12 protein-coding genes and 5 tRNA genes are annotated in these 15,758 nt (G+C 33.8%); 7 read left to right on the plus strand and 10 right to left on the minus strand.

Annotated elements, in window-relative coordinates; genetic code table 11:
- Positions 1 to 10 precede the first annotated feature (10 nt).
- Positions 11 to 700 carry a ComF family protein gene (locus IB617_00435; protein UZE93308.1) on the plus strand — a complete coding sequence of 230 codons (690 nt, stop codon included), beginning with the start codon at positions 11 to 13 and terminating at the stop codon, positions 698 to 700.
- A gap of 86 nt (positions 701 to 786) precedes the next feature.
- Here IB617_00435 and IB617_00440 read toward each other — a convergent pair.
- Together IB617_00440 and IB617_00445 are read right to left on the minus strand one after the other, a co-directional pair.
- A tRNA-Ser gene (locus IB617_00440) sits at positions 787 to 872 on the minus strand.
- Between the two features lie 11 nt (positions 873 to 883).
- Positions 884 to 971: transfer RNA gene (locus IB617_00445), tRNA-Ser, on the minus strand.
- A gap of 88 nt (positions 972 to 1,059) precedes the next feature.
- Here IB617_00445 and IB617_00450 point away from each other — a divergent pair.
- Positions 1,060 to 1,132 (plus strand) — tRNA-Arg (locus IB617_00450).
- 28 nt (positions 1,133 to 1,160) lie between these two features.
- Positions 1,161 to 3,263, plus strand: a complete 2,103-nt coding sequence (recG, locus tag IB617_00455) for an ATP-dependent DNA helicase RecG (GenBank protein ID UZE93309.1) — start codon at positions 1,161 to 1,163, stop codon at positions 3,261 to 3,263.
- Here the strand turns inward: recG and valS are convergent.
- Together valS and tsaD are read right to left on the minus strand one after the other, a co-directional pair.
- Positions 3,251 to 5,377, minus strand: coding sequence for a valine--tRNA ligase (gene valS, locus IB617_00460; protein ID UZE93310.1), 2,127 nt, complete (start codon positions 5,375 to 5,377; stop codon positions 3,251 to 3,253). The genes recG and valS overlap by 13 nt on opposite strands.
- Positions 5,367 to 6,494 (minus strand): tRNA (adenosine(37)-N6)-threonylcarbamoyltransferase complex transferase subunit TsaD, encoded by a 1,128-nt coding sequence (gene tsaD / locus IB617_00465; GenBank protein UZE93311.1) that lies wholly within the window; start codon positions 6,492 to 6,494, stop codon positions 5,367 to 5,369. The genes valS and tsaD overlap by 11 nt, the downstream gene beginning before the upstream one ends.
- Before the next feature lie 86 nt (positions 6,495 to 6,580).
- On the opposite strand from tsaD, the gene IB617_00470 reads away from it, so the two are divergent.
- The 4 genes from IB617_00470 to IB617_00485 all read left to right on the plus strand — a co-directional run bounded on the left by IB617_00470 (position 6,581) and on the right by IB617_00485 (position 9,536).
- Positions 6,581 to 6,652 (plus strand) — tRNA-Glu (locus tag IB617_00470).
- Position 6,653: 1 nt separating this feature from the next.
- The gene (locus IB617_00475; protein UZE93312.1) at positions 6,654 to 8,180 is read left to right on the plus strand and encodes a glycosyltransferase family 2 protein; all 1,527 of its coding nucleotides are present in this window, start codon (positions 6,654 to 6,656) and stop codon (positions 8,178 to 8,180) included.
- Positions 8,177 to 8,950, plus strand: a complete 774-nt coding sequence (locus IB617_00480; protein UZE93313.1) for a PrsW family intramembrane metalloprotease — start codon at positions 8,177 to 8,179, stop codon at positions 8,948 to 8,950. Before IB617_00475 ends, IB617_00480 begins: the two co-directional genes overlap by 4 nt.
- A gap of 19 nt (positions 8,951 to 8,969) precedes the next feature.
- Complete coding sequence (locus IB617_00485) at positions 8,970 to 9,536, plus strand: Hsp20/alpha crystallin family protein (GenBank protein ID UZE93314.1); 567 nt, start codon at positions 8,970 to 8,972, stop codon at positions 9,534 to 9,536.
- A 14-nt stretch (positions 9,537 to 9,550) separates the two neighbouring features.
- On the opposite strand, the gene IB617_00490 is transcribed toward IB617_00485, so the two are convergent.
- The 6 genes from IB617_00490 to IB617_00515 all read right to left on the minus strand — a co-directional run bounded on the left by IB617_00490 (position 9,551) and on the right by IB617_00515 (position 15,749).
- Positions 9,551 to 9,634 (minus strand) — tRNA-Leu (locus tag IB617_00490).
- A gap of 131 nt (positions 9,635 to 9,765) precedes the next feature.
- Positions 9,766 to 10,191, minus strand: coding sequence for a hypothetical protein (locus IB617_00495; protein ID UZE93315.1), 426 nt, complete (start codon positions 10,189 to 10,191; stop codon positions 9,766 to 9,768).
- A gap of 59 nt (positions 10,192 to 10,250) precedes the next feature.
- Positions 10,251 to 10,589: a hypothetical protein gene (locus IB617_00500; GenBank protein UZE93316.1), complete on the minus strand. Its 339-nt coding sequence runs from the start codon at positions 10,587 to 10,589 to the stop codon at positions 10,251 to 10,253.
- A gap of 55 nt (positions 10,590 to 10,644) precedes the next feature.
- Entirely contained in the window at positions 10,645 to 11,247 is a 603-nt protein-coding gene (locus tag IB617_00505) for a hypothetical protein (protein UZE93317.1), read from the minus strand.
- Between the two features lie 39 nt (positions 11,248 to 11,286).
- Positions 11,287 to 11,799, minus strand: coding sequence for a class I SAM-dependent methyltransferase (locus tag IB617_00510; protein ID UZE93528.1), 513 nt, complete (start codon positions 11,797 to 11,799; stop codon positions 11,287 to 11,289).
- A 62-nt stretch (positions 11,800 to 11,861) separates the two neighbouring features.
- Positions 11,862 to 15,749: a hypothetical protein gene (locus tag IB617_00515; GenBank protein UZE93318.1), complete on the minus strand. Its 3,888-nt coding sequence runs from the start codon at positions 15,747 to 15,749 to the stop codon at positions 11,862 to 11,864.
- Positions 15,750 to 15,758 lie beyond the last annotated feature (9 nt).

The following is a 15,758-nucleotide window of genomic DNA, read 5'->3' on the forward strand; positions in this document are numbered from 1 at the left end:
ATTATATCATATGAGAAAAAAAATAAAAAACCTTTTTCTCAATTTATTATTCCCAAAATTTTGCTTTGGCTGTCATAGAGAAGGATGTTATCTCTGCCAAGATTGCAAAAGCATCCTTGAACTTTCTGATTTTCATCAAATCTTAAAAACGGAAGAGCTCGACGATTTATACTTTTCTACGGAATACAAAAGTCCTCTACTTAAAAATCTGATCCAAAATTTCAAATATCAACCATTTATCAAAGAACTCTCTTTGTCTCTATCTTCCTTAATAATAGAACATTTTCAATTACTTGATAACCCGCCATTATTTTATAGGGAAAAATCGAACTTTACTTTAACTCCTGTCCCGCTTGAAAAAAGAAGGTTAAGGTGGCGAGGGTTCAATCAAGCAGAGGAGATTGCAAAAAAGCTTTCAGAATTTTTAGAAATACCCTTGGTCAATGACGTTTTGATAAAAAAACGAGAAACATTACCTCAGGTTAAACTCTCTAATGAGGAAAGAAAAGAAAATGTTTCAAAAGCTTTTTACTGCCAGAATCAAGAAAAGATAAAAGGAAAAAATATTCTATTGGTTGATGATATTTATACCACAGGTTCTACAATAAAGGAAGCGGCTAAAGTTTTAAAAACATCGGGAGCAAAAAAAATTATAGGAATAGTTATTGCCAGAGCCAAGCCCGGCCAAGACAGTGTATAAACTATCGCCAACTAAAAATCATGTCAATGATAACCAAAAGCCGAGGAAAACTCCCGGCTTTTATTGAATTTTTTATAAGAAAAGGGCGGTGGGTGCAGGACTTGAACCTGCAAGCCCCTTGCGGGGCGCTGGTTTTCAAAACCAGTTCCTTACCAATTCGGAGCAACCCACCCTTAAAAGGGGCGGAGGAGGTGGGACTCGAACCCACAGGCCGCTGTTTAGACGGCTACAGTTTAGCAAACTGCTGGCTTGCCATTCGCCGCACTCCTCCTGATAACTGGCTATATTCTATCTTTAAAAATCAATAAAGTCAATCTTGTTTTTAGATAAATTTTGTGATAAATTAAGTAAGAAATAATGTCCCCGTAGTTTAATGGATAGAACATCAGATTGCGGATTTGAAGGTTGTAGGTTCGAGTCCTACCGGGGACACAAGAAATGATTACATGTTTCATGTTCTATGAATCTCTCTACTTCTGTTGAAAAAATTCCAAGAATCGGTCCTCAGTATCAAAAAAAGTTAAAGAAACTGGGGATTAAAACCGTTCGTGAACTTTTGTTTCATTTTCCTCATCGCTATGAGGATTTTTCGACTTTAACACCAATATCTGAAGTAAAGATTGGAGGAACTGTTTGTATCCAGGGAAAAATTTTGGAAATCAAAAACACCATAACCTGGAAAAGGCGAATGGTTATAACCGAAGCAATAGTAGAAGATGATTCTGGAGCAATTAAGGTTATCTGGTTTAACCAACCTTATTTAATTGATACCTTAAAACCAGAAAATCTCGTCTGTCTGGCAGGAAAAGTAGCCCTGGGCAAAAAAAGTTATCCCGGAATTTATCTGTCCAGTCCTTCTTATGAAAAAATATCAGATGCTGAAAAAAAGAATCTAATTCACACAGGAGGTTTAATTCCGGTTTATCCTGAAACAGAAGGTCTTTCTTCAAGATGGCTGAGATATATTTTAAGGCCTCTTTTAGCCAAGTTTAAAAAAGAAATCAAAGATTCCCTGCCAGAGCTCATTAAAAAAGAGGAAAGTTTACTACCATTAAATCAGGCTTTATGGCAAATTCATTTTCCAGATTCAAAAGAATTAGCAAAAAAAGCCAGAAAAAGATTTTCTTTCCAGGAACTTTTTTTCATTCAGTTAAATGTTCTCAGGGAAAAAATGAGATTGAAAATGGAAAAAGCAATCTCTATTCCTTTTGATTTGAAGATTGTAAAAAGTTTTGTTGACTCTCTGCCTTTTAAACTGACCAATGCCCAAAGAAAATCTGCCTGGCAAATATTAAAGGACATAGAAAAACCAAGACCAATGAACAGGTTGTTAGAAGGTGATGTGGGTTCTGGAAAAACAATTGTTGCTACCATTGCTGCTTTAAACGTAGCTAAAGCCGAATATCAGGTAGCTTTTATGGCACCGACAGAAATTTTAGCCGAGCAGCATTTCAAAAACCTTAAAAATATCCTAAAAGATTTTAAATTAAAAATTGGGCTTCTCACAGGAAGTAATTCTAAAATCTCTGAAAAAAAAATAACTAAAAAAACATTATTACAAAAGATAAAAGAGGGAGAAATAGATATTATTATCGGAACCCATGCTTTAATCCAGGAAGAAGTAAGGTTTGGGAAATTAGCTTTAGTAATTTTAGACGAGCAACATCGATTTGGAGTAGAACAACGAGCCCGCCTCTGCCAGGGAGCAGACTCGCAAGTAAAACTTATACCTCATTTATTATCAATGACTGCAACCCCTATTCCAAGAACGTTGGCTTTAACTTTATATGGCGACTTGGACCTGTCCTTGCTTGATGAAATGCCAAAAGGAAGAAAAAAAATAATCACAAAAGTAATCCCGCCAAAAGAAAGAGAAAGAGTTTACGATTTTATTAAAGACGAAGTTAAGAAAGGGAAACAGGTTTTTGTTATCTGCCCTCGGATAGAAAGCACAGAAACAAGTAAGAATTGGTCAGACGTAAAAGCTGTTAAAAAAGAATATGAGAAATTATCAAAAAAAATTTTCCCTAAATTAAAAGTAGCCATGCTTCACGGAAAAATGAAGTCTAAAGAGAAAGAAGAAGTAATGAAAAAAATGAAGAATAAAAAAATTGATGTTTTAGTTTCTACTTCAGTAATAGAGGTAGGTATTGATATTCCTAATGCCACCTTAATGCTCATTGAAGGAGCTGATAAATTCGGCTTATCACAGCTCCACCAATTTAGGGGAAGAGTTGGAAGGAGAGAAGACCAATCTTTCTGTTTTTTATTTACTGATTCAGGAGCTAAAAAAACAAGAATGCGCTTAAGAGCACTTCTGGATTCAAAAACAGGTTTTGAACTAGCGGAAAAAGATTTGCAAATCAGGGGACCTGGTGAAGTTTTTGGCGCCAGGCAGTGGGGAATACCGGATTTAGCTATGTCTTCCCTATCAGATGTATTTTTGGTTGAAAAAACAAGGTCCTGGGCCCAAAAGATTTTACAACAAGACCCTCAATTAAAAAAATATCCGCTTTTAGCGGATGAAATAAAAGAATTTGGCAAAATAATTCACCTTGAATAAGGCCAGTCCTCAATCATTAAGCACTTCTTTTTATTTTTAATTGGTAAATTCTGGTAAATCTCTTCTGTAATAAAAGGTATAAAAGGATGTAAAAGCTTCAAAGAAGATAATAACACATATAGCAAGATTTTCTTGGTTACTTCTTGCTCTTTTTTTGATTTAGCATTTTTAACCTGCAGTTTTGATTGTTCAATGTATTTATCGCAAAAATCATGCCAGAAAAACTCATAAAGAATCCTGGCTGCTTTTCCAAACCTAAAATTCTCTAAGTGTGCGTCAACAGATTCTATTGTTTTTTCTAAAGCCTTTAATATCTTTTTATCTGCTTTGGTTAAGTTTTGAATTTTAAACCCCGCACCGGAAGCTCCGCTTCGGCACAAGGCATGTTTTGAATTTTGAATTTGAAACAATATATATCTCGTTGCATTCCAAATCTTATTGCAGAATTTCTTCCCCATAACAATACTGTCCTCACTAAATCTAATATCTTGTCCTCCTGTAAGCTGCCAGGCAAATCCAAATCTTAAAGCATCAGCTCCATATTTCTCAATTAAAATCATTGGGTCAATACCTATTCCAAGAGATTTTGACATTCTTCTTCCTTCTTTTGTCAAAACAGTAGGATGGATATAAACATCTTTAAAAGGTTTCTTTTTCATAAATTCCATCCCTGAAAATATCATTCTCAGCACCCAGAGATTAATAATGTCTCTGGCTGTTGATAAAACGTCTGTTGGATAAAATTTCTTTAAATCTTTTGTTTTCTTGGGCCAGCCGAGCGTTGCAAATGGCCAGAGAGCTGAAGAAAACCAGGTGTCTAAAACATCTTCAGAACCTTTAATAGGAATTTTATGGCCCCACCAAATTTGTCTTGAGATACACCAATCTTTTATATTTGAAATCCAATCGAAATAAATCTTTTCAAATCTTTTTGGATGAAATTTTATTCTCCCTGACCTGACTTCCTTTTCAGCCATCTTTGCTAATTTTTCCATCTCCACAAACCATTGCTTAGAAGGTAAAATCTCAATTTTTGTCTTACAGCGGTCACAAAAAGGAACCTGATGAGAAAAATCTTTAATCTTCTCTATTAATCCTAATTTTTTTAAGTCTTTAACAATTGCTTCTCTTGCTTTTAAAATTGATAGACCTTGATAATCAGCCGGTGCATTTTTTTTAATTTTACCCTCTTCATCAATAACTTGAGTAATATCCAAGTTATGAGAAATACCAATTTCGTAATCTTTTAAATCGTGGGCTGGAGTAACTTTTACAGCTCCTGTCCCAAATTCCAAATCAACAAGTCTATCAGAAATAATTGGAATTTCTCTATTAACTAAAGGTAAAATTGCTTTTTTACCAACTAATTTTTTGTACCTTTTATCTTTTGGATTTACGGCTACTGCCGCATCACCTAACATTGTTTCGGGTCTTGTCGTCGCAACTACGATATATTTTGTAGTTTGTGTTTTGTAATTTGTATTTTTAAGCGGATATCTTATGTACCATAATTTTCCTTGTTCTTCTTTATAATCTACCTCTAAATCTGATAAACTGGTCTGGCATCTTGAACACCAATTAATTGGTCGTTCTTTTTTATAAACTAAACCCTTCTTATAATAATTCAAAAAAGCTTTTTTCACGGCTGCTGAATATTCTTTGTCCATCGTAAATCTTGTTCTTGACCAATCTAAAGAAGAGCCTAATTTTTCAAATTGTTCTAAGATAGCATTTCCGTATTTTCGTTTCCATTGCCAAACCCTTTTTATGAATAGTTTTTTACCCAAATCAAAACGAGTTTTACCTTCTTTTTTCAATTCTTTTTCAACCTGAACCTGGGTAGCTATTCCAGCGTGGTCGGTTCCGGGCAGCCATAGGGTTCTATATCCTTTAAGTCTTTTCCAACGGATTAAAATATCATTAATAATTGCATTTAAAGCCTGTCCCATATGAAGTCTTCCTGTAACATTAGGAGGAGGCAGCATAATAGTAAATGGCTTTTTTCTTTTTCCCAAAAGTTTGTCGGGATTAAAAAAACCGCTCTTTAGCCAAAGCTTATAAATGCGATTTTCTACAGTTTTTGGATTGTGGACTTTTGGGATTTCAGATTTCATTTTCAATTCTAAGATTAGCATTTACGGTTATTTTTTTCCAGTCTTTTTTAATCTCTAAAACCCGGTAATAATAAGCTGTTATAGCTACCATCAATGCGTTGTCAGTACAGAAAATTTTTGACGGAACCAAAAATTTCACTTTATGGTTTAGGGTTTTTAGTTTATATTTGAATTGCTTACGCAATTCATCATTGGCAGCCACTCCTCCTCCCAAAATTATTGTTTTTGCCTTGTGGTTTTTGGCTGCCTTAATGGTTTTATAAATTAAAACATCAATAATTGCCTGTTGCGTTTCAGCCGACATTGCCCGGACATAATCTATTGATTTTCTAACATTTGATTTTTGTTTCTTATAATTATACAAAGCTGCTGTTTTTAACCCGGAAAAACTAAAATCATAATTTTTCTGATGTATCATTGGTCGAGGTAGAGTAACTTTGAACTTTAAACCTTTAACCTTTTTAGAAGCCTCAACTTCTATGGCGGGTCCTCCCGGATAACCTAACCCCAACATTCTTGCGATTTTATCAAAGCATTCACCGGCAGCATCATCCCTGGTTTCCCCAAGAATTTTGTATTTACCAAATTCTTTCATCAGTATTAATTGAGTGTGTCCTCCACTTACCACCAAGCAAACTATCGGAAACATATTATTTAAGTGTTTAAAGCCGGGTTTTAAACAACAGTCAAATTTGGAATTTGAACCGGTTGGCACAAGCAAACTGGCAAAAATATGAGATTCAATGTGATTGATAGGGATAATTGGTAACTTTAATTTTTTAGCCAAACCTTTGGCAAAATTCACCCCTACCCAAAGACAGGGTTCCAACCCCGGACCCACGGTAACAGCAATCAAATCAATCTTGCTCCGCCGGCCGGCGGATTCAGCCTCTTTTTTTGCTTTTTCAAATAGTAAGGGAAGATTTTTCTGATGTTCTCTCTTTGCTAAAAAAGGATAAACGCCACCGTATTTTTGATGAATCTCCACCTGTGAAGAAATAAGGTTTGATAATACTTTAATCTTTAACTTCTTTTTCTCGCCGCCTTTTATTAAAGCTACGCAAGTGTCATCACATGAGGTTTCAATAGCGAGAATGATTATGTTTTTATTTTTCATTATTTTTTCTCTAAAACTTAAAATGACTTGCCTTTTTCCAATTTTGAGATAAAATTAAGAATTAAACAAGCTTAAAACCAGTTTTTGGCCCCATCGTCTAATGGTTAGGACAGTAGGTTTTCAACCTACCGACAGGGGTTCGACTCCCCTTGGGGCCATATGAAAAACTATTTAGATATTTCAAAAGCTGAAAGTCTAAAAGATTCTAAAGAAAAATTCTTATATCGTTTCCTGGAAATCATCCCAGGGTTTTTATCTTGGATAACTCTAATTGGAGCTTTTTTCCTATCCTGGTTGACCCCGACAACGGTGGCCATTTTCATTATTTTATTTGACCTCTATTGGCTGTTAAAGATTGTCTATTTATCTTTTCATCAAATAGCAAGTTTTAAACAAATGAGAAAAAACCTCAAGACTGACTGGTTAGAAAAACTTGAGCAGCTTAATGAGGAATGGAATAAGATTTATCATTTGATAGTTTTGCCTATGTATAATGAAAGTAAGGAAATAGTTGAAAGTTCTTGTCAGGCAATATCTGATTGTCAATATCCAAAAGATAGAATGATTGTGGTTTTAGCAATAGAAGAGAGAGCAGGTAAAAGCGTTCAAAAAATGACAAAAGAAATAGAGAAACGATTTTCCAAAAAATTCTTAAGGTTTTTAATCACCGTTCATCCTAAAAACATTCCGGGAGAAATAAAAGGTAAAGGTTCAAATGCCGCCTGGGCAATAAAAACGGTGAAGAAAAAAATAATTGAACCTTTAAAAATTAAAAAAGAAAATATTATTGTGTCGAGCTTTGATATTGATACTAAACCTTATCCCCAATATTTTGCTTGTTTAACATTTCATTATTTAACAATAAAAAATCCCTATAGAGCTTCTTATCAGCCAATTCCTGTCTATAACAATAATATTTGGTCAGCTCCTAACTTTTCGAGGCTTGTGGCAACATCCAATACTTTCTGGCAAATGATGCAACAGGAAAGACCGGAAGCGCTGGTAACCTATTCTTCTCATTCCGTACCTTTTTGTGTTTTAGAACAAGTAGGTTATCCAAAAAATGTTGTGCCCGACGACTCAAGAATATTTTGGAAGTCCTACCTCTTTTATGACGGAGACTACCGTGTTATTCCTATCCACTATCCAGTTTCAATGGATGCTGTTTTAGCAAAAAATCTTTCAAGAACAATAATTAATCAGTATAAGCAGCAAAGGCGTTGGGCTTGGGGATGCGTTGATATCCCTTTTTTACTATTTGGTTTTTTAAAAAATAAAAAGATTTCTCTTTCAAAAAAACTATATCATTGCTGGAATATCTTAGATGGCTTTTGGTCCTGGGCAGTTGCGTCTTTATTGATTTTCTTTTTAGGATGGTTACCCTTAGTTTTAGGGGGAGAAAAATTTAATATTACTCTTTTATCATATAATTTGCCGCGGGCAACCAGAAGTATGATGACAATATCTATGATAGGAATGCTTGTTTCTTCTATCATTAGTTTCTTAATTTTACCGCCAAAACCAAAAAAGTTTGGTAAATTAAAAGATGTCTCATTGGCTCTTCAGTGGTTAATGTTACCCATTACCCTAATTTTTTTTGGAGGTATTCCAGCTTTAGATGCTCAAACAAGATTAATCTTTGGAAAACGTTTGGGTTTTTGGGTAACTGAAAAGGCAAGATTATGAATTATATTTTAAATTATTCCCTTTATATTTTTTTTGGAGTATTGCCCAGTCTTCTCTGGCTCCAATTTTATTTAAGGAGAGACGTTAAGCCAGAACCCAAATTAATGATTTTCAAAATTTTTTTTTACGGAATGCTATTAACCATTCCGGCAATTTTTCTTGAAAAAGCATTTTTTGAAATTAAGATATTCAACCTTTCCCCTTTTACCGTTTCAATTCTGAATATTTTTTTAGGAGTAGCTTTAATTGAAGAATGTTTAAAATTTTCATTAATAAAATTAAAAATTCTAAACAACCCTGAGTTTGATGAACCGGTAGATGCTATGATTTATATGATAATTGCAGCCTTAGGTTTTGCGGCAGCAGAAAATCTTTTGGTTTTGTTTTCTGTAGGAAGTCAAAGTTCTACCGGAGGCGAATTTTTACTCCCTTTATTAACTCCTGTCTTTTTTGGGAAAATTTTTGAAATTTCTATTTTAAGATTTTTAGGAGCTACTTTTTTGCACACTCTCTCTTCAGCCATAATTGGTTTTTTTATCGGTCTTTCATTTTTTGAAAAAGAAAAACGGAAAAAATTAATTTTAGCAGGTATGATATTAGCTATCTTGTTGCATGGTTTTTATAATTTTTCTATAATAGAAATGGAAAAAGGTTTAAACACTTTAATAATTCCCTTTTTTCTTTTAGTGACTGCTGCTATCTTTGTTTCTTTTGGCTTTAAAAAACTAAAGAGAATGGCAGGCTCTAATCAAGAAATTTTTAATTATTAATTATTCGTTTTTATTTACTATGGGAACTTCATTTTTCGAAAAACTTAAAAAAGGAATGGACATAGAAGAAACACCTGAAAAAAAGCTAAACAAAGAAAAAATAGAGAATGAAGAAATTAAACAAATATCGATTGAGTTAGAAGAGAAAAAGCAAGCAATCCGCCAGCCGGCGGAAAAAAAATTGAAGAAAAAAGAAAAGGTTGAAATAAAAAAATCCTCCGCAACTTTAGCTTTAAAGGACAAAGAATGGCCTAAAACAGAAGGACAGTTAGCGGTCGATATCTATCAAACAGAATCTGAATTAATTATCCAATCAGCAATTGCCGGTGTAAAACCCGAAGAATTAAATATCTCAGTAGAAGGAGACCTTATTACCATTAGAGGGGAAAGAAAAAGACCTGCTGAAGAAAGTGAGGATTATTTTTCCCAAGAATGTTATTGGGGACCATTTTCCCGGAAAATAATCCTACCTGTTGAGGTTGACCCGGGACGGATTGATGCCATATTAAAGGAAGGGATTTTAACAATTAGAATGCCAAAAATTTCAAGAGAAAAGAAAAGGAAAGTCACGGTTAAAAAGTTGTAGCGTAATTAAACTAGTGCCGGGGGTGGGACTCGAACCCACAAGCCAAAAATGGCACGAGGTCCTAAACCTCGCGTGGTTGCCAATTTCACCACCCCGGCAGTTTGACAAAATATTTAGCAATCTGCCTCAATTTTAGCTTTTTTATCAAATAAAATCAACCTCATTTATTTGAGGTTGATTTTTGGAACCAGGCGCTTTTTTAAACTCAAATGTCTTTTGTTTTTAGTTTTTATACTCCTAATACTGTTCTGACAAGTGCTGGAATGGCTTTAGCAAAAAGAGCAATCGCTAAACCAATCATAGCAAAAAGTATAAAATCCTTTCCCTGTTTCAACTTCTCTTCAGAGCCACCTGCTGTAGTTATATTAAATCCTCCCCAAATTACCAGAAAGCCTGTCACTGCTATTAAAACAAAAAACATCCAATCAGTTACAGTATAAACTGCATTCATCAGACAGCATATACCACACGGTTTGTCTTTTGAATCAAAAGGACAATTTCCATCGTCCGCCCAATTATCAGGACAACCCTCTATACCTACATCATGCGTTATGGTACAGCCAGTAGCAGGTCCTTCTTGAGCTAAAGCTGCCATAGGAACTATCGTTCCAACTAACACGCTGGCTAAAACTAAGTTTAAAAGTGTTTTTTTCATTTTAATGTTTCTTTCTATCTCTTAATTTGATTCGACCTTTTGTTTTATTGTTTTTATCCTCAAAATAAACTACTAAGTAAAGCTACAATTCCTTTTGAAAACAAAACTATTGAAAATCCAATAATGGTCCAGGTAATTATTTTTTTAGCTTGAGCTATTTTTTCAGCATCACCTGCCGCTGTAGTAAATAAAAAACCAGCTACAATTATTATTAGGGGAGCTACGATAATCGCAAGATAAAAAATAAAGTTGGTGAGACTATCTATGATATCTCCTATGGTCTTATTTCTTAAAGGACCCTCAAATATATAATCAGCTCTTAAATTAGTTGCTATTAAAAAATTTAATACCAAACAAAAAATCCCGGTTAAAAGAAATAGAAATATCTTCTTTCTCATAGACATTTTATATTTTAGCATAAAAAAGTGTTAAAACTCTATACTCTCTTAAAAATTAACCTCCTATAACACCTGTTATTAAAGCTACAATTCCTTTTGAAAACAAAACTATTGAAAATCCAATAATGGTCCAGGTAATTATTTTTTTAGCTTGAGCTACTTTTTGAACATCACCTGCCGCTGTGGTGAATAAAAAACCAGCTATAATGAGCATTAAGGGAGCTATGACAATCGCAAGATAAAAAATAAAGTTAACAAGGTCATTGATGATAATATCAAAGCTTGTAGCATTTAGAATATTTAGAATTTCAATTATTCTACCATCATTATTATCATTATCTTTATCATTATCATTATCTTTATCATTATCTCCATTACCTTGACACACTCCTCCACTGCAAATTCCAGAAGCGCATTCGCTATCACAATAGCACTTTTGACCGTTATTAATTGACCTATCTGGCTTACAACAAATACCGTACCCACCAGGAAACTCATCACAATGAAGGTTCTGGCCAGTACAACAATCTAACTCTGACTTCCGACCGCATTCCCCTCCCCAATCTGAGCATTGAGCTTTGGCAGTAGTCGGGATAAAAGAAATTAATACTAAACAAAAAATTCCAAGTAAAAGAATGAAAAAGGTTTTTTCCCTCATATATTTTATAATCGCATAGAATAAATTAAAATTAAAACATTACAACCTTTCAAAAATTAAACCCCAATGATAAACGCCAGCTGAAAATTCTTTCTCTAATTCTAAACCAGTTTCTTTTGCCATTTTTTTTATCTCCTCGGGCGAAACCTTATTCTCAGGACCTAAGGGAGAATCTTCTTTCCAGTCAACTACTAAAAGCTTACCGCCTTTTTTTAAAACTCTTTTTCCCTCTTCCATTACTTTCTTTTTATCATCTACTTCAAAAAAAAGATTGGTCATTAAAACCAAATCACAACTATTACCCAAAAGCTTGGAGGTTCTTTCTATGTCTGACTTTATTGTTTCAATATTTAAGATTTTTTCTAATCTTATCTTGCTTTTTAATGCTGAAAGAGGTTCCTCTAAAATATCTATCGCATAAACCTTTCCTTGTTTTAGTCTTTTTGCCAAGGGGATTACCCAACCGCCAGAACCTGAACCAAAGTCAGCCGCAACAAAACTTTCTTTCAAACCAAGCATATCTAAAACTCTTGAAGGATTAAGAAATGCCATGTTCTTCCATTTTACCTTTTCTTCACCAAAGATGTCAAAAGAAAAACCCACAAGAAAGGATTTTAAACACAGACCATTGAAACAACTTTATCTTTTTCTCCTAATTTCATAATTCTTACTCCCTGGGTTGCCCGGCTCAATTTTGAAATTGACCCAATCTTTATTCTAATTACGTGGGCTTGTTGGGAAACGGCTATTAAATCTTCTTCTTCCGTCAGAATTTTTGAAGCAACCAGCCTCCCTATTTTAGGGATTATTTTCGCTGTCTTAACTCCTACTCCACCTCTTTTCTGCAAACCATACTCTTTTAAATCTGTTCTTTTACCATAACCATTTTCAGTCACTACCAATAAATATTGTTTAACTTTTAATTTTTTGCCTTTTTCCGCCAACTGGCGGATTGGTTTTATTATATCCATTCCTATTACCTCGTCTCCTCCCTCAACCTGAACTCGAGATGAAGATTTTTTCAATCTGATTCCTCTTACTCCGGCGGCTGACCGCCCCATAGGTCTTATATCTTTTTCTCTAAACCTTATTGACTGACCATTTTTAGTTACTAAAATTATTTCATCTTCTCCCGTAGTTTTACAAACTTTTTTCAGTGAATCTCCCTTTTTTAAGGAAATAGCGATTAGTCCCGAACGACGAATATTTTTGAATTCCTCTAAAGCGGTTTTTTTGATTACCCCGTTTTTAGTTACCATTACTAAATATTTTGCCTCGATTTTTTCACTCTTTTTGCTTAAAGATATTAAAGATAATACTTTTTCTTGAGGGGAAATTTCTAAGAAATTAAGTAAACCCCTGCCCTTGGCAGTTCGGGTTCCCTCGGGGATTTCGTAAGCTGGAATTCTGAAAACCTTTCCTGAGTCAGTAAAGAATAAAAGACTATCATGAGTGTTGGCAATCAAAAAGTGTTCCACGATATCTTCTCCCACTGTTTTCATTCCTAAAATTCCTTTCCCTCCTCTTCTTTGAAGCTTATATGTCTTAGGGTTTATTCTCTTTATGTAACCACCCTGAGTTAGAGTAATAATCGTTTCTTCTCTGGGAATTAAATCTTCTTCTGATATTTCACCTATTTTCCTTTTAAAAACTTTTGTTCTTCTCTCATCTCCAAAGTTTTCTTTCACTTCTTTTAATTCTTTTTTAATAACGCTTTTTATCTTTTGGGGACTCTTTAAAACAGCTGTTAGTTCTTTGATTTTAGCACGCAACTCTTTCAGTTCATCTTCAATTTTTTTCCTTTCTAACCTTGCTAAAGCTGCTAGTTTTGTATCTAAAATTGCGTTAGCCTGAATTTCTGTTAGTTTAAAACGCTTCATTAAGTTTTTCTTTGCGTTTTCTCTATCTATTGATTTTTTAATCGTTGATATTACCGCGTCAATTTTTTGCAAACACTTGTGTAAACCTTCTAAAATATGGGTTCTCTCTTTTGCCTTTTCTAATTCATGCTTAATCCTCCTTAAGACAACTTCTTTCCTGTGTGAAATAAAATATTCTAAAACCTCAACAAAATTTAAAATTTTGGGTTGAATTCCATCAACCAAAGCTACCGTATTTAAATGAAAAGTTCTCTGTAAGTCGCTAAATTTAAAAAGACGATTCAAAATCCTATTAGCTATTACGTCTTTTTGGAGTTCTATGACAATTCTCATTCCTTCTTTGTCTGATTCATCTCTAATGTCTTTTATTCCTTTAATTCTTTTTTCTGAAACCAATTTAGCAAATTTGGCAAGCAAAGTTGATTTTTGAACCTGAAACGGAATTTCAGTAATTAAAATCTTTTGTTTTCCTTTTTCATCTTCAATAATTTCTGTTTTACCTCTTACTAAAATAGGTCCTTTACCTTGAGAATAAACTTCCATTATCCCTCTCTGGTCATAAATGAAACCTCCCGTTGGAAAATCCGGACCCTGAACAAATTGAAAAACATCCTCGACATCAGCTTTTGAATGTTCGACTAAATAAATTAAAGCATCACAGATTTCATTTAAATTATGGGGAGGAATATTGGTTGCCATCCCAACCGCAATTCCCAAACAACCATTTAATAAAAGTTGGGGAAGAGGAGAGGGCAAAACAACGGGTTCTTTTCTCGTACCGTCATAATTATCAATAAAATCAACTGTATCTTTTCCAATATCTTTTAACATTTCTTGACCCTCTTTCGAAAGCCGCATTTCTGTATTGTGACTAATAAATCCATTAGAAATGAAAGAATGACATATACTATCTACTCTTAAAGAATAAACTCGTTCCTCTCCTTGTTGTTTTACAGAAACAATCTGCTCAAATAAATAATGGTTTTTTAAGAAATTCTTAACAAGCTTTAAATCGAATTGGTCCAGTATTTGTTCCAAACGATTATAATATTTTCTAAGTTTTGGATATCTATCCAAATTGTGGGTTTTAAGCCAAACTTTATCTGCTCGCTTTATGTTCAATCCCTGATACTTTTCCCTTATATACTGGGCAAGATACGGAATATAATCAGTTTTAGACATTATTCTGTGATCGGAATTAAGTTTTGAAAATTCCTCTAATCTTTGTTTCTTTCGTCTTGAAATAAAACCAATTTGTTTTTTAAATAAACCAAAATTGTTATGCCCATGAATAAATAATCTTAATGTTGTTCTTGTTCTTTCGGGTCTTAAAAATGAATCTATGCCAAATCTTAAAAATATGATTTGTAACTGCTCAAGTAATTTCTTACTACAAGAAGTATAGACTATTTCTATTGATCTTTGTTTTTTATCTTTATTGCGGTGCTTACAAAGATAGATAGATCCATCTCCCTCAAAAAGTCCTTTCAGAAAAGCAGATGTTGATTTTTTGCTTGCATGAAATATAATTTCAGGGATTTGTTTTTTAGAAGCACGAGCTCTTTTTAATCCTAAACTTTCCAGAAATTCAGTAATATAATTTGAATGAACTTCTAAAGCTGTATGGTCCTGTTTTCCGTAACCTAAAGGCCCCCTCTTAAATTCATGTAATCGGCAAGTAGGAAAAACTTTTTTAAAACTATTTTTAAAAGCATTTATGAATTCTTTGTCTGTGTTTGCGAAACCAAAGCATTTTTCTTTAGATTTCTTATGGGAAACATAGCCCTCTGATAAAATTGCTCCCAGCAGAAAAGCTAAATCAGAATTCATCCGAGAGGGTAGTTTGTGAATAACAAAATGTCTGTTTTTTATTTTGGGATAATATTTCTTAAGACTTGGTTCTTTTCGCTGCCATAAAGTATTGTTGTTTCTATCAATAACTGCAAAATTGCCCTTTTTAATTTCTTTTAATAATTTCCATTTAAATATAGGTCTGCCCTCGTTATCTTTTTGAAGAGTTAAGATTGGATGATTATTCGTTCCTTTCAATTTATAACCCCTAAATGTTTTCACTTCTAAAACAGGATGAACACCTGAATCAAACCACTTTGATGCTGAATTTATTTTTTGAGCAAAGGACAAAACATTTAAAGAAATATTCTCTTTATCAGAAATTTCATCAATTCTTTCCAAACAACGATTGGTCACTATAATAGAATCACCAGTAATACAATATCTCATCGCCGCATATTCACCTGGGTCATCAATTGAGCCCATGTTTCCTTGACCCTGAATCAAAGGGTATCTCAGGGAAAAATCCTGTGCCATTCTTACTGCAGCTCCATACACTGCCTGGTCGCCGTGTGGATGATAGCGGCCCAAGGTGTTTCCTACGACAGTTGCTGATTTTCTGGATTTTGCATCATGACGCAATCCCATATCATACATGGCATACAAAATTCTTCTCTGGACAGGTTTTAAGCCGTCTCTAACATCGGGCAAAGCTCGAGAGATAATCACTGACATAGCATAATCAATATATGATTCCTTCATCTCTTTGGTAATCTCTCTTGTTTGTACTTTAGCAAGTTCCTTATTTGGTTCTTTTTTATCTTTTTTCATTTAATAATC

The organism is Candidatus Nealsonbacteria bacterium (assembly GCA_026016225.1).
Lineage (GTDB): Bacteria > Patescibacteriota > Minisyncoccia > Minisyncoccales > JANBVM01 > Nealson33H.